Raw genomic sequence first — 18,060 nt, forward strand, 5'->3', positions numbered from 1 at the left:
CGCCCCCACAGCGCGGGGGGCGGTTGTTTATTCGCCCATTTTTGCCCCTCCCCAAACTTTTCGCCGGTCCCCCCCCCCCCCCGGCCGCCCCCCCCCACACGGGGCCGCCCGTCCAGACTCGAGCTGCCGGTCACGCGGACAGCCCGGTCGATTAGACCTCGAGAAGTTCCGATTCCTTGTGCTTCACCAGCTCGTCGACCTGGCTGACGTACTTGGCGGTCGTCTTGTCGAGTTCCTTCTCGGCCCGGCCGACCTCGTCCTCGCCGGCCTCGCCGTCCTTCTGAATGCGGCCCAGCTCGTCCATGGTCTTGCGCCGCACATTGCGGATGGCGATCTTGGCGTCCTCGCCCTTGGACTTGGCCTGCTTGACCATCTCGCGGCGCCGCTCCTCGGTCAGCTGCGGGACGATGACGCGGATGATGTGACCGTCGTTGGTGGGGTTCACCCCCAGATCCGAATTGCGGATCGCGGTCTCGATCTCCTTGAGCTGGCTCTGCTCATAGGGCTTGATGACCAGCATGCGCGGCTCCGGGGAGTTGATGCTGGCCATCTGGGTGATGGGGGTGGGCGACCCGTAGTAGTCGACGACGACCCGGTTGAACATGCCCGGATTCGCGCGACCGGTCCGAATGGAACCCAGGTCGTCCTTCGCCACCGAGACGGCCTTCTCGAACTTTTCCTCGGCGTCGAAGAGCGCTTCTTCAATCACGGCGATTCCTCCACATGGTCATCGTTCTTTCGTCGGTCACGACCGGACCAGCGTGCCGATCTTCTCACCGGCGACTGCGCGGGCAATATTGCCCTTCGTCAACAAATTGAACACCAGCATGGGCATCTGGTTGTCCATACAGAGGCTGAACGCGGTGGCGTCGGCCACCTTCAGGCCGCGCTCCAGCACCTCCTTGTGGGTGACCTCGGTGAACATGGTGGCGTCCGGATCGACCCGCGGGTCATCGCTGTAGACGCCGTCCACGGCCTTGGCCATCAACACGACCTCGGCGCCGATCTCCAGCGCGCGCTGGGCGGCGGTGGTGTCGGTGGAGAAGTAGGGCATGCCCATACCCGCGCCGAAGATGACGACGCGCCCCTTCTCCAGATGCCGCTTGGCTCGCAGCGGCAGATACGGTTCGGCGACCTGCCCCATGGTGATGGCGGTCTGCACCCGGGTGTCGATGCCCTGTTTCTGCAGGAAGTCCTGCAGCGCAAGGGAATTCATAACGGTACCCAGCATGCCCATGTAATCCGAGCGGGCGCGCTCCATACCGCGCTCCTCGAGTTCCGCGCCGCGGAAGAAATTGCCGCCGCCGATGACCACGGCCACCTGGACGCCGTCCTCCACGACCTCGGCGATCTGCTCGGCCACGGTCTGCACCACATCGGGATCGAGACCCACGCGGCCGCCGCCGAACATCTCGCCACCCAGCTTGAGGAGCACTCGGCGATAGCCCTTGCGGTCGGGGGCCGTATCCGGGTCCGTCATCGGTCTCCTTTTGTCCTCGGCATTCGAGCGTGCGCATGCACATGAAAAGACCATCCCGGACGCGGAAATCGCGCGGGACGGCAACAAAGCTTCATCTATCCTGCCTCACGGGACCTCCCGAGGGTGAGCCGACCCTCGATACCGGTTCGGATTTGTCGCCATTGCGTCCCGATTCGGCATACGTCAGCAAGGCGGCCACCCGGGCGGCGGCCGCGGGCGTGGCCGGAACCTGCACGACCAGCAGCAGGTTCGGGTTCTCGACCGGGCGCATCTGGAACACCTTCAGCTCGATCGGTCCGGCGTGCGGATGGTCGATGACGATGCCGGCGGGGCGAAAACGGCGTACCCGGTAATCCGGCCACCAATCACGAAACTCCGGACTGGCCGCGCACAACCGCTCCGCCAGCGCGGTCAGGCGCGGATCGTCCGGGCGGCGGCCCATGGCCTCGCGCAACTGGGCCATGACCGCGCGGGCGGCCTGCTCCCAGTGCGGCATCATGGCGCGATTCACGGTGTCGGTGAACATCATCCACAGCAGATTGCGGCGCTGCGCGGGCAATTCGAGCGGATCGCGGCGCGCGAGGGCGTACGCCCGGTTCCACACCAGGAAATCGAAGGCCGGATCGTAGATGGACGCGATATTCGGCATGACGGCATCGACGAGATACTGCAGGCGGGCGCGATCGTCCGCGTCCTCGGCCACCCACGGATCGGCGAGACCGGCCAGGAACCGCAGATGCCGATGCTGATCCGGATCCAGCCGCAGCGTCCGGGCCAGCGCGTCGATGACCTGGCGGCTGGCTTCCACCTCCCGGCCCTGTTCCAGCCAGGTGTACCAGGTCAGGCCCACCCCGGACAGCTCCGCGACCTCCTCCCGGCGCAGGCCCGGGGTCCGGCGGCGGGCGGGATCGCCGAACGGCACCAAGCCCACATCCCCAGGTTGCAGCCGTTCCCGCTGCGCGCGCAGGAACCGGCCGAGCTGCTGATGCCGCTCGTGCCCCGATCCGGGATGGTCGTTGCCGCTTACCATTTGGCCTGTCCCCCTGCACCACGTTCTGGGTAGCAGTATCACTACCAGGACAGCTGTGCGCGCGCATTCCTAGCGTGATCGTCATCGTCCGGAACTCTCCAGGAGCCCGCCATGACCGATGGACTGCTCGCCGCCGACGGATTGCTGTTGCCGCCCGGCGCGGGCGACAGGGTGCAGCAAACCATGACATTGAAGGTCGGAGCCGAGCACTCCGATATCTGGTCCGCCTTCGAGGCCACGGTGCCACCGGGTTTCGATGTCGGCGCGCACTGGCACGGGCACGCCGAGGAGATCTTCTACATCGTCGAGGGCGAACTGGATCTGCTGGCCTTCCATCCCGTCACCGAACCGGTCGGCGACTGGACCACCTGGGAGGCCCAGGACGGAACCACCGTCTTCCGCGGCGGGCCGGGCAGCTTCATGCATGTCCCCGCGGGCTGCCCGCACGCCTTCCACAACCCCGGAAATGCCACGGCCACAATGCTTTTCCTGGTGACGCCGGCGGGGCACGAGAAATACCTGGCCGAACTCGGCGAGCTGCTGCGCTCCGGCGAGGCCACACCTGAGCGCGTCGACGAGCTGCGCCTGCGGCACGACATTCACCAGCTGACACCGTTGCAGAACCGGCCGCACACGCACTGATCGAGCTCGGATTTCACCCGTCCGCGATCCGTCGCGCCGACCTCACGCGAAAGGCCCCCTGCGCAATCACGTTGCGCAGGGGGCCTTTTCGACTTCAGCGGGCGATTACGCCTGGCCGACCTCGAAGCGCGCGAAACGGGTCACGGTGACACCGGCCTCGTCCAGCAGCGCCTTGACGGTCTTCTTGGAGTCGGTCACGGACGCCTGCTCCAGCAGGACGACGTCCTTGTAGAAACCGTTGACGCGGCCCTCGACGATCTTGGGCAGCGCGCCTTCCGGCTTGCCCTCTTCGCGAGCGGTCGCCTCGGCGATGGAGCGCTCCTTCTCGACCAGGTCGGCCGGAACGTCCTCGCGGGTCAGGTACTTGGCCTTGAGGGCCGCGACCTGCATACCGGCGGCACGAGCCACATCGGCGGCGGCCTCGCCCTCACCGGTGTACTCGACCAGCACGCCGACGGCCGGCGGCAGATCGGTGGCACGCTTGTGCAGGTAGGTGGCGACCGGGCCCTCGAAGGACACGACGCGACGCAGCTCGAGCTTCTCGCCGATACGGGCGGCCAGCTCCTGCACGGCCTGATCGGCGGTCTTGCCGCCCAGGTCGACGGCCTTCAGGGCGTCCAGATCGGCCGGGCGCACCTTGGCGGCGGCCGCGACGATGCTGTTGGCGAGCTCCTGGAACTCCGCGTTCTTGGCGACGAAGTCGGTCTCGGAGTTGATCTCGATCATGACGCCGTCCTGCGCCGCGACCAGACCCTCGGCGGTGGCGCGCTCGGCGCGCTTGCCGACATCCTTGGCGCCCTTGATGCGCAGGACCTCGACGGCCTTGTCGAAATCGCCCGCGGTCTCTTCCAGGGCCTTCTTGCAGTCCATCATTCCGGAGCCGGTGAGCTCGCGAAGCCGCTTCACGTCAGCGGCGGTGTAGTTCGCCATCTGGGGCGAGCCTCCTCAGTGTTGGTCTGTGGTGGTCACACCTTGCCGCCCGCTCCCGAACGGGAGGGGGCGGCAGGGTGAACAAACGCCGGAGCGTGGATCAGAAGTCGGCCGGGGTGGTCGCCGGGGGAACTTCCTTGAGCTCGGCCTCGGCGGCCGTCTCGACGGGGGCCTCGGCGGCCGGGGCGGCCTGAGCCAGCAGCTCCTGCTCCCACTCGGCGAGCGGCTCGCCGGCGCCGGCCTCGGGCTTGGCATCGCCGGTGGCACGCGCGGCACGAGCCTGCACGCCCTCGGCGACGGCGGAAGCCACGACCTTGGTCAGCAGCGCGGCGGAACGGATCGCGTCGTCGTTACCCGGGATCGGGTAGTCGACCAGGTCGGGATCGCAGTTGGTGTCCAGGATCGCGATGACCGGGATGTTCAGCTTGCGAGCCTCGCCGACGGCGATGTGCTCCTTGTTGGTGTCGACGACCCAGATGGCCGACGGAACCTTGGCCATGTCCCGGATGCCGCCGAGGGTGCGCTCCAGCTTGGTCTTCTCACGCGTCAGCATGAGAATTTCCTTCTTGGTGCGTCCGTCGAAGCCACCGGTCTGCTCCATGGCCTCGAGCTCCTTGAGGCGCTGCAGACGCTTGTGCACGGTGGAGAAGTTGGTGAGCATGCCACCCAGCCAGCGCTGGTTGACGTAGGGCATCCCGACGCGAGTCGCCTCGGCCGCGATCGACTCCTGGGCCTGCTTCTTGGTGCCGACGAAGAGAACGGTGCCACCGTGGGCGACGGTCTCCTTGACGAACTCGTAGGCCTTGTCGATGTAGGTCAGCGTCTGCTGCAGGTCGATGATGTAGATGCCGTTGCGGTCGGTGAAGATGAACCGCTTCATCTTCGGGTTCCACCGACGAGTCTGGTGGCCGAAGTGCGCGCCGCTGTCGAGCAGCTGCTTCATTGTTACGACAGCCATGGCTCCCGTAATTCCTTTCGTTGCTGGTTCGCACAGGGATCGGCGACCCCTGCCCTGGCGCCCACGGCCGCCGGACCCTCCGAGATGATTCAGGGGACCAGCCGGCGACCCTTTGATCTGGGCGCGCGAAGTCGGTCTGCGTTCCGCAAACCGCTGGACCAGTTTACGGGGCCGCTGCGCGGAGATGAAATCGGGGTTCGGGGCGACGATCTTGGAATGACCGGGCGGCGCGGTTACGGGGCTGGTCAGGGCAGATGCAGGGCATAGGCCAGGGCCATCGCGAAGGCGGTCAGCACCACTCCGGTAATTGCGGTGGCGACGAAGGTGACGGCGCGGGTGCCGTCACCCCAATCGCCCTTCTTGTGCGAATGCAGCACCCGGCTGCGGCGGACGCAGACGACGGTGACCACCGCCAGCGCCCCGGTCGCCACGAAGCAGAGCACGCTGACCGGACGCCAATCCACGGTGAAGGCGGCGTGCACGAACAACACCAGATTGGCCATGGATCCGATGGCGGTGCGCCACCACGCCAGGGCGGTGCGCTCGGCGGCCAGACCGGCTTCCGGACTGGTCACGACAGCAGCAAGCCGATACTGGCCAGCACCGCGATGACGGCGATGCCGAACGCGAGAATGGGAACCATCACGGTGTGCGGCAGCTTGTCGCCACGCTCCATGGCCGCCTGCACATGCTTCCAACGACCATAGGCGCCGACCGCGACGATGGTGGCCAGCACGATGCACCCCATGGCGACCGCTGTGCGCGCGCCGTGATGCCGGAACGGCCGAACCAGTTCGTGCACCGCCACACCACCGGCGAGCAGCCCGAGAGCGGTGCGCATCCACGCCAGGAAGGTGCGCTCGTTGGCGAGGGTGAAGCGGTAATCAATCAGCGCCGCTTCGGTTTCCGCGATCGGCTCCACGGCCTTCGACTCCACGGTCTTCGGCCTCGCCGTGTTCGACCCAGCCGTGTTCGCCATGTTCGACCCGGCGATATTCGGCTCTTCGGTGTTCGGCTCTGCGGAGCCCATGAACTGTGCCCTCCTGCGCGAGATCGCTACCGGTCCGGACGTGCGCTGTTCACATGCGTGGGAGCTATCCACACTCGCCGACCACGGTATCCCGCGCAGGCTCCGACCGGCGCACGCTGTGTACATGCACACGCCCATGTCGAGGATGCTCACCTGGTTGGCCCCGGCGCTGCTGGGATCGCTACTCGTCGCAACGCCGCTCGGGGCCGCGCCGCTCGGGGCCGCGCCGGTCGGAGCCGCGCCGGTCGGAGCCGCGCCACTCGGAGCCGCGCCACTCGGAGCCGCGCCGGTTGGCGCTGCGGCGGGGCAGTTCGGCTGGCCGCTACGGCCACGGCCGACGGTGGTCCGGGCATTCGACGAACCGGAGCGGAATTGGCTGCCCGGACATCGCGGTGTGGATCTGGCGGGCAGCACTGGGCAGCAGGTACTCGCCGCCGGAGACGGAATCATCGTTTTCGCCGGGGCCGTGGCCGACAAGCCGGTGGTCTCGATCGACCACCCCGGCGGACTGCGTACCACCTACGAACCGGTGACAGCCTCGATCCCGGTGGGCCGGAGGATCTCTCGCGGCACCGCGATCGGCATCCTGGCAGCGGGCCACGCCGGTTGCCCGGTGGACGCGTGCCTCCATTGGGGCGCACGCCGCGACCGCGATTACCTCGACCCGCTCGGCCTGATTCGCCAAGCGCCGATCCGCCTGAAGCCGCTTTCTCCGAGCTAGCCCGGATCTCTGGTCGGGCGTCGGCCACCTCGTCGCCCCCTCTCGAGGTACGGGTAGCCCCGCTCGGGTACCGGCCACCCCGTCCTCATAGCGGGTGCGGAGCAAACCCGGACCCTGTGCCCGGCGGCGGCTTCCGTGTCCGGGACGACTCTCACACCGCCCGCCCCTATCCCGCTCGCAAGCATCGGACCAGGATGTGAATATGTCGCACGAGCCCGCCACTCCGCCGTTCACCTACCCCGACGTCGGCGCGACCGCAGGCGAATTCCCGCCCGGCTATCACCAGTTCCGGCTACGCCGCCGTATCGGCACGGGTCGCGTCCTGTTCGAGGAGGCGGGCGCACAGATCCTGGCATATCGAATGCAGAAGGGCACCGGCATCTTCCGGGGCGCGACCACCGCTACCGCCGAGAACGGCACCGACCTGACAGTCTTCCTCGGCGTGGGCTCGCTGGGCATCACCGCCCCGTGCCGCGTGGTCTACATCCTCGACGAGCCCAACCGCCGTGGTTTCGCCTACGGCACGCTGCCCGGCCACCCCGAAATCGGGGAGGAACTGTTCGCCGTCGAATACGACCCCACCGATGACTCGGTCTACGGCGTAGTCGCCGCCTTCTCCCGCCCCGGCACCTGGTACACCCGCCTGGGCGGCCCCGTAGTCCGGCTCATCCAGCACTGGTTCGCAAACCGCTACATCAACACCATCCGGCCGCAATGACCCTGCGGCACAGTGGGAGTCGTGGCTAGAGTCGCCGGCATGGTCATCGAGATCCGTACATACCGCCTGAAACGCGGCACTCGCGACGAGTTCATCGACGTCATGCGCAATCAGTCGGTTCCGCTGCTGAGGGAGTACGGCATCGATGTGATCGACTGCGGCGCTTCGCTTGTCGATGAGGACGGTCATGAGGAGGCGTACCTCATCCGTGCGTTCGCGTCCCGCGAGGAGCACCGGCGGCAGGAGGATGGGTTCTACGCCAGTGTGCAATGGCGGGAAGGGCCGCGGGAGGCGATCGTGTCCCGAATCGAGAGCTATCACACCATCGTCATCGAAGCTTCCGAGAACGCCGTCGCAGCCCTCCGACGCTAGCCGGAGGAATATCCGCGGCAGCACGCCGACGGAGTCTGCCCGATGGCGGCGTGCTCGGAGCCACCGTGCTCAGCCGCCGACGTGGGCTTCCAGGGCGGCGGCTTCGGCACGCAGGGCGGCGGCGCGGTCGTCGGCGCTGCTGCCGCGGCCGGCGTATTCGGCGGCGGCGGTGCGGCGTTCGGCGATTTCGGCGCGGACGATGGCCTCGATGTCCGCCTCGGTCAGGTCTCGGCGGGGCCGCTCGGCCGTACCGAGGCCAACCGGGCTCGCTTCGATCGCGCCCGCCTTCATGTCGGAGCCGTCCACCGCCTCGGCATTGTCGATGGCCGCCAGGGCGGATCGCAGGGCCGCGGTCGCGTTCTTGTCGCGGGACTTCATGGCGGTGGGCAGCGCGGCCCGCAGCCGGTCACGAAGTGGGGCGGCGCCATTGCTCGATTCGGCGGACATGCGCTCCAACGTACTAAACGCCTGCGGGGGCGGCCTTCTCGCGTTCGGCGAGGTCGGACTTCCATTGGCGGAAGCCCTCTTCGGTGCGGCCGCGGCGCCAGTAGCCGGAGATGGAGGAGGCCCATTCGGCGGGGATGCCGCGTTCCTTGCGGATGTAGGGGCGGATGCGATGCATGACGGCCTGGGCCTCGCCGTGGACGAAGACCTGGACTTGGCCTTCGCGCCACGGTTCGGCGAGGACGGCGTCGGCGAGCTTCTCGCCGGGCTCGGCGTCGCCGCGGTGGATCCAGGTCAGTTCGACGCCTTCCGGGCGCTGGAAGGTGAGTTCGTCTGTGGGGCCGGCGATTTCGACGAAGACGCGGCCTACGGCATCGAGCGGGAGGGCGCCGCAGGCGGCGGCGATGGCGGGCAGGGCGGATTCGTCGCCCGCGAGCAGGTGCCAGTCGGCGTCGGGGCGCGGCGAATACGCGCCGCCGGGGCCCATCACGTCGATGGTGTCGCCCGGTTCGGCGGCGGCCGCCCACGGTCCGGCCACACCCTCGTCGCCGTGGTACACGAAATCGATCGCGATCTCCTGCGCGGCCGGGTCGACCGAGCGCACGGTGTAGGTGCGCATGATCTCGCCGTCGGCGCCGGGGAAGACCAGCTTCACGTAGGCATCGGTGAACCCATTGGGTTGGAAGGCCGCGAAACCGGGGCCGCCCAGGTGGACGCGAATCAGATGATCGGTCAGCTGGATCGTGTTCTGAACCACGAGGGTCGTACGAGCGCGTGCCAAGAGGAACACCTCCATAATTAGGGTTACCTAAGTGAAGGTACCACAGCTTTTCCGATAGGTCGTCGATACGTTGTCGATATGACGTTGATCACGGGAGGCGAGCAATGAGCTCGGCCAGCGCCGCGGCGAGCCGCACCTGCCCCGGACCGGCGGGACCGCCCGGCTCGGTCATGTAGGTATCGCGGCGGATCTCCACCATCAGGGCGGCGACGCGGGGATCGGTGCCGTAGCGGTCCAGCGGGACATATGTACCCATGAACGGACTATTTATGCCCACAACACCGAACTCGGCGAAAATCTTTCCGGCGAGGGCCGTCAGCTCCGGTGGGGTGTGAAAGTCGTCCGTACCCAAGCAGATGGGTGGCCGGGGACCGTCGCCGTGCAGTTCGTAGGGCAGCCGCTCGGCCGGGTAGGAGTGCACGTCGATGATGACGGCCCGGCCCGTGGCGGCCAGCCGCGCGGCGACGAGGTCGGCCATGGCGCGGGCATAGGGGTGGAAATAGCGGTCCAGCAGCGGGGCCGGATCGAAGTCGCTGGGGCGCAATGCCGTTCGCTGCGTCGTCTGTGTGTAGACCGCGCCCATGCCGACCGTGAGCATCTCCTCGCGGTCGTCCGGGAAGCGTTCGGGGTCGACGACCAGGCGAGACAGGCGATTGACGAATTGCCAGGGGCGCCGGGCCGACCGGCTCGCGGCGGTCGCGGCGATCAGCGCGGTGTGCGCGTCGGTGATGTGGTCGAGTTCCCGTTCGACAGCGTCGTCGCCCAGCAGGATCCCGGCTCGAACCGCCGGCGGAATGTGGCGCGCGGAGTGCGGAACATGCAGGATCACCGGTGAATCGGGTGCACCGGGAATCAGCTCGACATTGTCCGGGACCTGCGGCGCGCCCTCAGGCGCGCGGATGTGCTTGGTCATGAACCTTCTTGAGGCGATCAATGGAGACGTGCGTGTACAGCTGCGTGGTGGCCATGCTGGCATGCCCGAGAATCTCCTGAACCACTCGCAGGTCCGCACCCCCTTCGAGCAGATGGGTCGCCGCGGAGTGCCGCAGCCCGTGCGGCCCCATATCGGGCGCCCCCGGAATGGCCGAAACAACCTCGTGCACAACGGTCCTCGCCTGCCGCGGATCGAGCCGCCGCCCCCGCCGCCCCAGCAACAGCGCCCGCCCCGACCGCTCGGTGGCGAACGACGCGCGCCCCGACCGCAGCCATGCGTCGAGAGCCTGATCCGCGGGCCCCCCGAACGGCACCGCCCGCTCCTTGTTCCCCTTCCCCAGCACCCGTACCAACCGCCGCTCCCGATCCACATCCTCGATATCGAGCCCGCACAACTCACTCACCCGAATCCCCGTCGCATACAACATCTCCACGATCAACCGATCCCGCAACGCCATCGGATCCTGCTGCGCCGCCCCCGATTCCGCCGCCTCCATGGCCGACCGAGCCTGCTCCCGCCCCAACACCGCCGGCAACACCCGATGCGCCCGAGGCGAAGCCAGCCGAGGCCCCGGATCCACCCGCAACCGCCCCGTATGCGTCAACCACCCCGTAAACGTCCGCGCCGCCGACGACCGCCGCGCCATGGTCGTCCGTGCCGCCCCACCCTCGGCCAGCCCCGCCAACCACGACCGCAACAAAGCCAAATCCACCTCCCCCACCCCCGAATCCGCCGACCGCCCCACCAAATGCACCAACAACGACCGCGCGTCCCCCACATAAGCCCGAACCGTATGCTCCGACCGATTCCGCCCCAACCTCAAATGCCGCCCGTACTCAACCAGCAACGCCTCCAGGTCCTCCGGCAACTCACCCATCCCCCCACGTTCACCGCCCCACCCCCACAAAGCAAGCCACCGCGCCGCATCGCAGCCCCCAGCTCAGCCACGGCCTCTGCCCCGCCTTCCCGGAGTCGTACACAATCGCGCCACCGCCACCGGCAGGCGAGCCCGCAGTCAGACCAAGCAGCCCGCACGACACGTGCAGTCGACCAGTCGCCCACGGGGATCGACCACTACAGGCAGCGCCCCAGCCACTCTCGAGCCTTCATCCTCCGAGGCAACCACGCGGCCACCGCTACTCGTGTGAGGTGAGCCGGACAGGTCTGGTCTCGCAACAAGGACACCGAACACGTCCGCCGGAAAGCTACGGGTCGCCAGATCGCAGCTCGCACGGGCGATCGCCTGTCGCCCCAACGCGGAGGCGGTCGCCCGTGCGGCTGCTTGTGCGGTTGGACCAGTGGTCAGCGGGTCATATCTGCCCTCCCTTCGGTTGGGTCATTCGGTACCAACCGTTTTCGTCGCAGCCGACCAGGCCGGCGAGTTCCAGCGACGAGAGGGCTGCCCGGGTGGCGGCGACCGTCAGTCCTGCGGTTTCCGATATGGAGCGAGGTAGGCGGGAGCCGGTGGGTGGGAGGGCGGCGTAGACGAGGGACTCGTCGAGGGTGAGGTTGTCCTCCGGGTTGGGCGGGACCGCGCCGGGGAGTGAGAGCCGCAGTGGTCCGGCCTCGTCGAGCACTTCCTCGGCGGTGGTGACCATGAGTGCTTCACCCTCCCGGATCATGCGATGACAGCCGACCGAGGACGCGGACGTGATGGGGCCGGGCACAGCCAGGGCCGGACGGCCCAGGCGGCGCGACCATTTCACGGTATTGCGGGCTCCGCTGCGGGCGCCCGCCTCCACCACGACGACGCCGTCGGCCAGTGCGGCGATCAGGCGATTGCGGGCCAGGAAGTGGTGCTTGCGGGCACTGGTGCCGGGCGGATATTCGGTGACGACCAGACCCGTGTCCGCGATCTCGGCCAAGAGGTGGTCGTGCTGGACCGGATAAGGGCGGTCGGGCCCGCACGCCAGCACGGCAACGGTCAGCCCGCCGACCGCCAGCGCGGCCCGGTGGGCCATGCCGTCGATACCGAAGGCCGCGCCGGAAACAATGGTCCAGCCACGGACGGCCAGTTCACCGGCGATATCACCGGTGGCATGGTTGCCATAGCCGGTACTGCACCGCGCCCCGACGACCGCGATCGCCCGCTCGGTGCATTCGACCAGCGAGCGCTGCCCCCGAACCCACAACACCAGAGGTGCGGCAGCGGCCTCGTCCCGCTCGGGATCGAGCTGCTTCAGCCCGAGCATCCGCCATGCCGGCCACTCCGCGTCATCGGGCGTCACAACTCTGCCCCCGAGCCGCGCGATATGTGCCAAATCCTGTTCGGCTCGCTCGATCCCGCGCCGCAACTCGGTCGGCCCCCGCAACGCCTCCGGCAGCGCGCACTCCCGCACCGCTCGCGCCGCCTCGACCACCCCGACCGACTCGATCAGAGCCGACAGCGCCGCACACGGCCCCTCCACCACACGCGACAGATACACCCACGCCAATCTGCGCTCGTCCGCATCGGATTCACTCATGCGACACCTCGCCGACTCGACTCGTCATGCTGGTGCCAGATCGGCCCGGCATGCCGACGCCGGCTCTGCTTGGCATGCTGGAGCCGACCGGCTCGGTCGCCGTCAGCGCCGGGCTGGATGCGCTCATGCGGCACCTCGCTGGCGAAAGTTCAACGCTTGCAGGACGTCCTGGGCGGTGGGCAGGTCGCCGCCGCGGAGGTCGCAGACGGTCCAGGCGACGCGGATGGCGCGGTCTGCGCCGCGGGCGGACATGCGGCCGTGTTTGAGGGCGTTCTCCACCGGGGCGAGGGCCTCGCGGGGGAGCCGGAAGCGTTGGCGCAGAACGTGGCCGGGGACTTCGGCGTTGGTGGACATGTTCAGGGAGGACCAGCGTTCGGCTGCCGCCGCGCGGGCGGCGGTTACGCGGGCTCGGACCGCTTCGCTGCTTTCGACTTCCTCGCCGCTGAAGGCGCCGGCTGCCTGGGCGTGCATTTGGACGGCCAGGTCTATGCGGTCCATGAGGGGGCCGGACAGTTTGCCGAGGTAGCGGCGGCGAGCCAAAGGCGCACAGATGCAATCGATATCGCGGGCGGGGGCGCAGGGGCAGGGATTCGCGGCGAGGACGAGCTGGAAGCGCGCCGGGTAGCGGGCGACGCCGTCGCGGCGTGCGATGCGGACCTCGCCCTCTTCGAGCGGAGTGCGCAGGGCTTCCAGGACTTTCGTGGAGATCTCGGCGCACTCGTCGAGAAACAGGACGCCACGGTGGGCGCAGCTCACCGCGCCGGGCCGGGCCGATCCGGAGCCGCCGCCGATCATCGATGCCACCGAGGACGAGTGGTGGGGCGCGACGAACGGCGGAGAGGTGATCAGGGGATGGTCGTCCGACAATGTGCCCGCTACGGAGTGAATAGCGGTCACCTCCAGCGAGTCTCGTTCCCGCAGGGGCGGCAGGAGGCTCGGAAGGCGTTGCGCCAGCATTGTTTTGCCTATGCCGGGTGGGCCGGTGAGGAGGAGATGGTGGCCGCCCGCCGCAGCGACCTCGAGGGCCCAGCGGGCCTCGTCCTGGCCGACGACCTCGCTGAGATCGCCCGCCGTGCGGACCGGGGTCACCTCCATCGGCTCGGGGAGGGCGAGTTCTGCCCCGCCGCGCAGCCAATCCACCAGGTCGGTGAGCGTCGAGGCGCCGAGGACGCGGATGCCGTCCACGAGGCCGGCTTCGGCCAGGGCCGCTGTGGGCACGATCACCGTCTTGCGGCCCGCATTGCGGGCGGCGATCACGGCGGGCAGGATGCCGCGGACGCGGCGGACTCGGCCGTCCAGGGCGAGTTCACCGAGCAGGACGGCATCGCCGAGCCGATAGGACGGAATCGAGCCTGCGGCGTCCAGCACGGCTGCCGCCAAGGCCAGGTCGTAGGCGCTGCCCACCTTGGGCAGGGTGGCGGGAGACAGAGCCAGGATCACGCGGCCGTCCGGCCACTTCTCCCCCGTGTTCGTGACCGCGGCCCGCACCCGGTCCCGGGATTCCTGCAGGACGCTGTCCGGCCGCCCGACCAGGTGCACCGAGGGCAGTCCTTGCCCGATGTCGGCCTCGATCTCGACCAATTGCCCGTCAACCCCGGTGACGGCCACGGAGAACGCTTTTCCGAGGGGCATCAGAACACCGCCTGGAGGTACTCGATCGCCGGGTCCTGACCGGGGCGCAGCAGCACCGAGACCACGTCGAACCGGATGCGGAGCCACGGCCCGTCCTGTTCGTGCAGCCACAGCAGCGCCAGGCGCCTGATTCGCTGCTGTTTATCGAAGGTGACGGCCGCGGCGGGCGGGCCGAAGCCGAGGCCGCTGCGGGTCTTCACCTCGATGAAGCAGGTGACGCCCCGGTCCCGGGCTATCAGGTCCAGCTCGCCGTAGCGGCATCGCCAGTTGCGGGCAACGATCTCCATGCCGGCCGCGCGCAGGTACTGCGCCGCCAGCTCCTCCCCGTGCGCGCCGAGCGCGAGATTGCTTGCCATGGATGCCAGCATGGCCGGGCCCGTAGGGGGACCCGGCCATGCCGACCTGGGAAAACAGAATTCCTGTGGATAACGAGGGGTTGTGGATTACTCCGGAAGCCGCAGGTCGGGCTTCTCCAACTCCTCGATATTCACGTCCTTGAACGTGATGACGCGAACATGCTTCACGAAGCGTGCGGGCCGGTACATGTCCCATACCCATGCATCCGACATGCGCACTTCGAAGTACACCTCGCCGTCGGCGTTCTGCGGACGCAGTTCGACAGAATTGGCGAGGTAGAAGCGGCGCTCGGTCTCCACCACGTACGAGAACTGACCGACGATGTCCTTGTACTCGCGGTACAGCGAGAGTTCCATCTCGGTTTCGTACTTCTCGAGGTCCTCGGCGCTCATCGGGTGGAACGTCCTCCTTATCGCCACACTGGTGGTAGAGCCATCATCCCGCATACGCGGTATCGGTAGCCACTCGGCCGGTCTCCCGCACGTTTCGCCAGGACCGCCGGTGCTCGCTGGTGACGCCCAAACGCTGCATCGCCTCGGTGTGTTCCGGTGTGTTGTAACCCTTGTGGGCGGCGAAGCCGTAGCCCGGGAACTGCTGGTCCATCGCCACCATCATGCGGTCCCGGGTCACCTTGGCCAGGACGCTGGCCGCGGCGATACACGCCGCGGACGCATCCCCGCCGATCACCGGCAGTGACGGCACCGGAATGCCGGGCACCCGGAAGCCATCGGTCAGAACGTACCCGGGCACCGGGTCCAAGCCGGCCACCGCACGCCGCATGCCCTCGATATTGGCCACGTGGATGCCGATGGAGTCGATCTCCCAGGCCGGGATGACCACCACCTCCCACGCCAGGGCGAGGCGCTGGATGATCGGGAACAGCTCCTCGCGCACGTTCTCGGTGAGCTTCTTGGAGTCGTCGAGCCCGGCCAGCGCCGCGTGCGCCTTGGGTGCGAGCAAACAGGACGCAACAACCAGCGGTCCGGCCGACGCGCCGCGCCCGGCCTCGTCGACGCCCGCGACGGGACCCAGCCCGCTGCGGATCAGCGCGGCCTCGAGGGTGCGTAGCCCGCCCGCGGGGCGCATGACCACGCGCGGGGGCCAGTCGCCGCGTTCGATCCGCTGAATCTTCTTGCCGCCCGGCCGCTTCCGGGCCGCACCGTTCGCCATCTTCCCCACCGGTCGATTATCTCGCTAGTAGTTCAGTTCGTCTGCGGGTCCTCGGAGCGGACCAGCCCGATCCGGCCGATCGGCCAGATCTTCCAAATGGCTTTACCACGCACGTCCGACACCGGCACGGTGCCCTGCAGCTCATCGCCCATGTGCCAGCGGGAATCGGCCGATTCGCGGCGGTTGTCGCCCATCACCCACAGGTTGCCCTCCGGCACGGTCACCGGGCCGAAGGCGCGGCCGCCCGCATTGAACGGGATATCCGGATGCGCCGGATCGAAGGGGTTGTTGCGCTTGGGATCGACGTAGGGCTCATCGAGGGCCTTCCATTCGGCGCCCGGCTTGTCCTCGCGCACCATGACCCGGCCTTCCGCGTCACAGCATTTGACCTGCTGCCCGCCGACCGCGATCACGCGCTTCACCAGGTCGTTCTCATCCGGCGGCACCAGGCCGAAGAAGGACAGGAAGTTCTGCACGCCGCGGACGGCGGCATTCGAGGAGCGGATCGAGCGGTAGGTCTTGTTCCAGTCGTCGGTCGGCCCGACGAACACCACCACGTCGCCCGGCTTGGGATCGCCGAAGTAGTAGCTCAGCTTCTGGACGTAGATGCGGTCGCCGGTGCAGCCCGCGCACCCGTGCAGGGTGGGTTCCATGGACTGCGACGGGATCACGTAGGGCCGGCCGATGAACGTCACGACCAGCGCGGTGATGACCGCCGCGATGCCGATCAGCATCGGCAGTTCCTGCCAGAACGGACGCTGCTTCTTCTTGGGCTTGGCCTGCTCGGCCCGGCCGTCGTCATCCGACCCGGACACCGCTACCGACTCGCTCTCGTCTGCCACCGGAACAGAGTAGCCCGGCACCGCGGGAATCCATGCGGTGCCGGGCTACTCGGCGTTCGGGCGGAAAAGCTACTTCAGCGCTTTTCCTTGATCTTGGCGGCCTTGCCGCGCAGATCGCGCAGGTAGTACAGCTTGGCCCGGCGGACGTCACCGCGGGTCACGACCTCGATCTTGTCGAGGTTGGGGCTGTGCACCGGGAAGGTGCGCTCCACGCCGACACCGAAGGAGACCTTGCGAACGGTGAAGGTCTCGCGGATGCCACCGTTCTGGCGGCGGATCACGACGCCCTTGAAGACCTGGATGCGCTCCTTGTTGCCTTCGATAACCTTCACGTGCACGTTGACCGTGTCACCCGGGCGGAAGTCCGGGATGTCGCTGCGCAGCGACGATGCGTCGACGAAGTCGAGGGTGTTCATTTCCGTCCTTTTGGAGTTTCGCGCGAACAGAGGAACCTGGCGGCAGCGACATGGCGCTCGACCGGTTCGTGCTCCGGATAATTGGGCGGTGCCCGCGAGCAGCAGCGATCACGAGGAGCACTGGCTCGAGGCAACCTGAGCATTGTGCCAGATGGCGGGGCTCGACGGTTAATCGGCCCCCGTTGACGCGCTGGGAGCGGTGGACGACGCGCTCGGCGCGGTGGTCCGCTGCTCCTCCGGCTCCGACGATACGTCCGCGACCTTACGGCTACCTATGAAGTGCAGCGACGGCGGCGGCGCGGGCGGGGCCGGGACCACGGTCCGCACCAGCTCCTCCTCCGCCGCGCGGCGCACGTGCGCGACATCCGGGCTGCCCGCCAGCAGATCCTGCACGAAGATCTTGGCGCGGATCATCGGCCGCCGATACCGGCGTTCCCGCACGATGGCCCGCCGCATCAGCCGCAATCGGGACGAATACCGCCAGCGCGCCCAGGGCGCGCCCGGCCGGCTCAGGCGCAGCGCACCCACGACGAGCAGCGGCGGGAAGAACATTCCGAACAGACCGGTCCAGATCTTTCCCTTGGCAATGACGATCGCGGCCAGCATGAGGTTCACCACGGCGAACGCGGCGATGATGAGGCGCTCCCACACGCCCGGCTCGGTCCGCAGTTCATTGATGTCGAGCAACCAGAGCGGATGAAAACCCAGCAGCAGCAACCCCGTGACCGCGATGGCCACGAAGACCGCGTCCACCGAGGTGCGGCCCTGCTCCTCCCAATACACGTCGCGCAGGTAGTAGATGAGCGCGAATTCGTCGAGCACCAGCGCGGCCCCCACCCCGAAGAGCCCCGCGAGCAGACTGATCACCCCCATGCTGCTCTGCCACAGCGTGACCAGCCCGACCCCGGAACTGAGCACCAGGATCACCCCGAAAACCATGTGGTGAATGTGCACATCCCCGGCCCGCACATTCCCCGGCCACCACCGCACCTGTTTCCGGATGAGCCGCACGCTGATTCGGATCAGCAGAAATCCGATAATGAATCCCAGCAGCAAACATGCCAGCGGCAGTCGCCCGTCGCCGACAATGACCTCATTCCACCACCGCTGAAAACCCGCCATACCCTCTCGTCTCCAC

Annotated in this window: 23 protein-coding genes; 4 read left to right on the forward strand and 19 right to left on the reverse strand. The window is 68.0% G+C overall.

Annotation, left to right across the window (positions count from 1 at the left end; translation table 11 throughout):
• Positions 1-151: 151 nt before the first annotated feature.
• The 3 genes from frr to ACFVIV_RS22585 all read right to left on the reverse strand — a co-directional run bounded on the left by frr (position 152) and on the right by ACFVIV_RS22585 (position 2,510).
• Positions 152-709 (reverse strand): ribosome recycling factor, encoded by a 558-nt coding sequence (gene frr / locus ACFVIV_RS22575; RefSeq protein ID WP_379199305.1) that lies wholly within the window; start codon positions 707-709, stop codon positions 152-154.
• A gap of 36 nt (positions 710-745) precedes the next feature.
• On the reverse strand, positions 746-1,480 hold the full coding sequence (gene pyrH / locus ACFVIV_RS22580) for a UMP kinase (protein WP_379199307.1): 735 nt from the start codon (positions 1,478-1,480) through the stop codon (positions 746-748).
• A 91-nt stretch (positions 1,481-1,571) separates the two neighbouring features.
• On the reverse strand, positions 1,572-2,510 hold the full coding sequence (locus ACFVIV_RS22585; RefSeq protein WP_379199309.1) for a helix-turn-helix transcriptional regulator: 939 nt from the start codon (positions 2,508-2,510) through the stop codon (positions 1,572-1,574).
• Between the two features lie 111 nt (positions 2,511-2,621).
• On the opposite strand from ACFVIV_RS22585, the gene ACFVIV_RS22590 reads away from it, so the two are divergent.
• Positions 2,622-3,152, forward strand: coding sequence for a cupin domain-containing protein (locus tag ACFVIV_RS22590; protein WP_379199311.1), 531 nt, complete (start codon positions 2,622-2,624; stop codon positions 3,150-3,152).
• A 105-nt stretch (positions 3,153-3,257) separates the two neighbouring features.
• Here the strand turns inward: ACFVIV_RS22590 and tsf are convergent, their stop codons facing one another.
• The 4 genes from tsf to ACFVIV_RS22610 form a co-directional block, all read right to left on the reverse strand.
• Entirely contained in the window at positions 3,258-4,082 is an 825-nt protein-coding gene (tsf, locus tag ACFVIV_RS22595) for a translation elongation factor Ts (RefSeq protein ID WP_379199313.1), read from the reverse strand.
• Positions 4,083-4,182: 100 nt separating this feature from the next.
• A complete protein-coding gene (gene rpsB / locus ACFVIV_RS22600) occupies positions 4,183-5,040 on the reverse strand; it encodes a 30S ribosomal protein S2 (protein WP_379199314.1) in 858 nt (285 codons plus the stop codon).
• Positions 5,041-5,285: 245 nt separating this feature from the next.
• Positions 5,286-5,615 carry a DUF202 domain-containing protein gene (locus ACFVIV_RS22605; RefSeq protein WP_379199316.1) on the reverse strand — a complete coding sequence of 110 codons (330 nt, stop codon included), beginning with the start codon at positions 5,613-5,615 and terminating at the stop codon, positions 5,286-5,288.
• The gene (locus tag ACFVIV_RS22610) at positions 5,612-5,953 is read right to left on the reverse strand and encodes a YidH family protein (protein ID WP_379199414.1); all 342 of its coding nucleotides are present in this window, start codon (positions 5,951-5,953) and stop codon (positions 5,612-5,614) included. The genes ACFVIV_RS22605 and ACFVIV_RS22610 overlap by 4 nt, the downstream gene beginning before the upstream one ends.
• A gap of 241 nt (positions 5,954-6,194) precedes the next feature.
• On the opposite strand from ACFVIV_RS22610, the gene ACFVIV_RS22615 reads away from it, so the two are divergent.
• The 3 genes from ACFVIV_RS22615 (at position 6,195) to ACFVIV_RS22625 (ending at position 7,881) form a co-directional block, all read left to right on the forward strand.
• Positions 6,195-6,791 (forward strand): M23 family metallopeptidase, encoded by a 597-nt coding sequence (locus tag ACFVIV_RS22615; protein ID WP_379199318.1) that lies wholly within the window; start codon positions 6,195-6,197, stop codon positions 6,789-6,791.
• Between the two features lie 202 nt (positions 6,792-6,993).
• On the forward strand, positions 6,994-7,509 hold the full coding sequence (locus ACFVIV_RS22620; RefSeq protein ID WP_379199320.1) for a DUF1990 family protein: 516 nt from the start codon (positions 6,994-6,996) through the stop codon (positions 7,507-7,509).
• A gap of 39 nt (positions 7,510-7,548) precedes the next feature.
• On the forward strand, positions 7,549-7,881 hold the full coding sequence (locus ACFVIV_RS22625) for an NIPSNAP family protein (RefSeq protein ID WP_379199321.1): 333 nt from the start codon (positions 7,549-7,551) through the stop codon (positions 7,879-7,881).
• Between the two features lie 69 nt (positions 7,882-7,950).
• Here the strand turns inward: ACFVIV_RS22625 and ACFVIV_RS22630 are convergent, their stop codons facing one another.
• The 12 genes from ACFVIV_RS22630 to ACFVIV_RS22685 form a co-directional block, all read right to left on the reverse strand.
• The gene (locus ACFVIV_RS22630) at positions 7,951-8,328 is read right to left on the reverse strand and encodes a hypothetical protein (protein WP_379199323.1); all 378 of its coding nucleotides are present in this window, start codon (positions 8,326-8,328) and stop codon (positions 7,951-7,953) included.
• A gap of 13 nt (positions 8,329-8,341) precedes the next feature.
• Positions 8,342-9,106 (reverse strand): siderophore-interacting protein, encoded by a 765-nt coding sequence (locus ACFVIV_RS22635; RefSeq protein WP_379199325.1) that lies wholly within the window; start codon positions 9,104-9,106, stop codon positions 8,342-8,344.
• Positions 9,107-9,194: 88 nt separating this feature from the next.
• A complete protein-coding gene (locus tag ACFVIV_RS22640; RefSeq protein ID WP_379199327.1) occupies positions 9,195-10,019 on the reverse strand; it encodes an N-formylglutamate amidohydrolase in 825 nt (274 codons plus the stop codon).
• Complete coding sequence (locus ACFVIV_RS22645; RefSeq protein ID WP_379199328.1) at positions 9,994-10,917, reverse strand: tyrosine recombinase XerC; 924 nt, start codon at positions 10,915-10,917, stop codon at positions 9,994-9,996. The genes ACFVIV_RS22640 and ACFVIV_RS22645 overlap by 26 nt, the downstream gene beginning before the upstream one ends.
• A gap of 433 nt (positions 10,918-11,350) precedes the next feature.
• Positions 11,351-12,505: a DNA-processing protein DprA gene (gene dprA / locus ACFVIV_RS22650; protein ID WP_379199330.1), complete on the reverse strand. Its 1,155-nt coding sequence runs from the start codon at positions 12,503-12,505 to the stop codon at positions 11,351-11,353.
• A 123-nt stretch (positions 12,506-12,628) separates the two neighbouring features.
• The gene (locus ACFVIV_RS22655; RefSeq protein WP_379199332.1) at positions 12,629-14,137 is read right to left on the reverse strand and encodes a YifB family Mg chelatase-like AAA ATPase; all 1,509 of its coding nucleotides are present in this window, start codon (positions 14,135-14,137) and stop codon (positions 12,629-12,631) included.
• Complete coding sequence (locus tag ACFVIV_RS22660; protein WP_379199334.1) at positions 14,137-14,493, reverse strand: YraN family protein; 357 nt, start codon at positions 14,491-14,493, stop codon at positions 14,137-14,139. Before ACFVIV_RS22660 ends, ACFVIV_RS22655 begins: the two co-directional genes overlap by 1 nt.
• 87 nt (positions 14,494-14,580) lie before the next feature.
• Positions 14,581-14,886: a DUF2469 domain-containing protein gene (locus ACFVIV_RS22665; RefSeq protein WP_011210678.1), complete on the reverse strand. Its 306-nt coding sequence runs from the start codon at positions 14,884-14,886 to the stop codon at positions 14,581-14,583.
• A 43-nt stretch (positions 14,887-14,929) separates the two neighbouring features.
• On the reverse strand, positions 14,930-15,664 hold the full coding sequence (locus tag ACFVIV_RS22670) for a ribonuclease HII (RefSeq protein ID WP_379199416.1): 735 nt from the start codon (positions 15,662-15,664) through the stop codon (positions 14,930-14,932).
• A 32-nt stretch (positions 15,665-15,696) separates the two neighbouring features.
• Positions 15,697-16,506: a signal peptidase I gene (gene lepB, locus ACFVIV_RS22675; protein ID WP_379199336.1), complete on the reverse strand. Its 810-nt coding sequence runs from the start codon at positions 16,504-16,506 to the stop codon at positions 15,697-15,699.
• A 74-nt stretch (positions 16,507-16,580) separates the two neighbouring features.
• Positions 16,581-16,922: a 50S ribosomal protein L19 gene (gene rplS, locus ACFVIV_RS22680; RefSeq protein WP_033086110.1), complete on the reverse strand. Its 342-nt coding sequence runs from the start codon at positions 16,920-16,922 to the stop codon at positions 16,581-16,583.
• Positions 16,923-17,090: 168 nt separating this feature from the next.
• The gene (locus tag ACFVIV_RS22685; protein ID WP_379199338.1) at positions 17,091-18,044 is read right to left on the reverse strand and encodes a hypothetical protein; all 954 of its coding nucleotides are present in this window, start codon (positions 18,042-18,044) and stop codon (positions 17,091-17,093) included.
• Between the last annotated feature and the right edge of the window lie 16 nt (positions 18,045-18,060).

The sequence above is a fragment of the Nocardia sp. NPDC127526 genome (genome assembly GCF_042672265.1).
Taxonomy (GTDB): Bacteria; Actinomycetota; Actinomycetes; order Mycobacteriales; family Mycobacteriaceae; genus Nocardia.

Excerpts from the sequence above, each read along its gene's own strand:
- ACFVIV_RS22655 (WP_379199332.1), bottom strand. The coding sequence starts at position 14,137 with ATGCCCCTCGGAAAAGCGTTCTCCGTGGCCGTCACCGGGGTTGACGGG.
- ACFVIV_RS22645 (WP_379199328.1), bottom strand. The coding sequence starts at position 10,917 with ATGGGTGAGTTGCCGGAGGACCTGGAGGCGTTGCTGGTTGAGTACGGG.
- ACFVIV_RS22620 (WP_379199320.1), top strand. The coding sequence starts at position 6,994 with ATGTCGCACGAGCCCGCCACTCCGCCGTTCACCTACCCCGACGTCGGC.
- ACFVIV_RS22670 (WP_379199416.1), bottom strand. The coding sequence starts at position 15,664 with ATGGCGAACGGTGCGGCCCGGAAGCGGCCGGGCGGCAAGAAGATTCAG.
- ACFVIV_RS22665 (WP_011210678.1), bottom strand. The coding sequence starts at position 14,886 with ATGAGCGCCGAGGACCTCGAGAAGTACGAAACCGAGATGGAACTCTCG.
- ACFVIV_RS22630 (WP_379199323.1), bottom strand. The coding sequence starts at position 8,328 with ATGTCCGCCGAATCGAGCAATGGCGCCGCCCCACTTCGTGACCGGCTG.
- pyrH (WP_379199307.1), bottom strand. The coding sequence starts at position 1,480 with ATGACGGACCCGGATACGGCCCCCGACCGCAAGGGCTATCGCCGAGTG.
- ACFVIV_RS22615 (WP_379199318.1), top strand. The coding sequence starts at position 6,195 with ATGCACACGCCCATGTCGAGGATGCTCACCTGGTTGGCCCCGGCGCTG.
- ACFVIV_RS22685 (WP_379199338.1), bottom strand. The coding sequence starts at position 18,044 with ATGGCGGGTTTTCAGCGGTGGTGGAATGAGGTCATTGTCGGCGACGGG.
- ACFVIV_RS22625 (WP_379199321.1), top strand. The coding sequence starts at position 7,549 with ATGGTCATCGAGATCCGTACATACCGCCTGAAACGCGGCACTCGCGAC.
- dprA (WP_379199330.1), bottom strand. The coding sequence starts at position 12,505 with ATGAGTGAATCCGATGCGGACGAGCGCAGATTGGCGTGGGTGTATCTG.
- tsf (WP_379199313.1), bottom strand. The coding sequence starts at position 4,082 with ATGGCGAACTACACCGCCGCTGACGTGAAGCGGCTTCGCGAGCTCACC.
- ACFVIV_RS22660 (WP_379199334.1), bottom strand. The coding sequence starts at position 14,493 with ATGGCAAGCAATCTCGCGCTCGGCGCGCACGGGGAGGAGCTGGCGGCG.
- rpsB (WP_379199314.1), bottom strand. The coding sequence starts at position 5,040 with ATGGCTGTCGTAACAATGAAGCAGCTGCTCGACAGCGGCGCGCACTTC.
- ACFVIV_RS22590 (WP_379199311.1), top strand. The coding sequence starts at position 2,622 with ATGACCGATGGACTGCTCGCCGCCGACGGATTGCTGTTGCCGCCCGGC.
- ACFVIV_RS22585 (WP_379199309.1), bottom strand. The coding sequence starts at position 2,510 with ATGGTAAGCGGCAACGACCATCCCGGATCGGGGCACGAGCGGCATCAG.
- rplS (WP_033086110.1), bottom strand. The coding sequence starts at position 16,922 with ATGAACACCCTCGACTTCGTCGACGCATCGTCGCTGCGCAGCGACATC.
- ACFVIV_RS22640 (WP_379199327.1), bottom strand. The coding sequence starts at position 10,019 with ATGACCAAGCACATCCGCGCGCCTGAGGGCGCGCCGCAGGTCCCGGAC.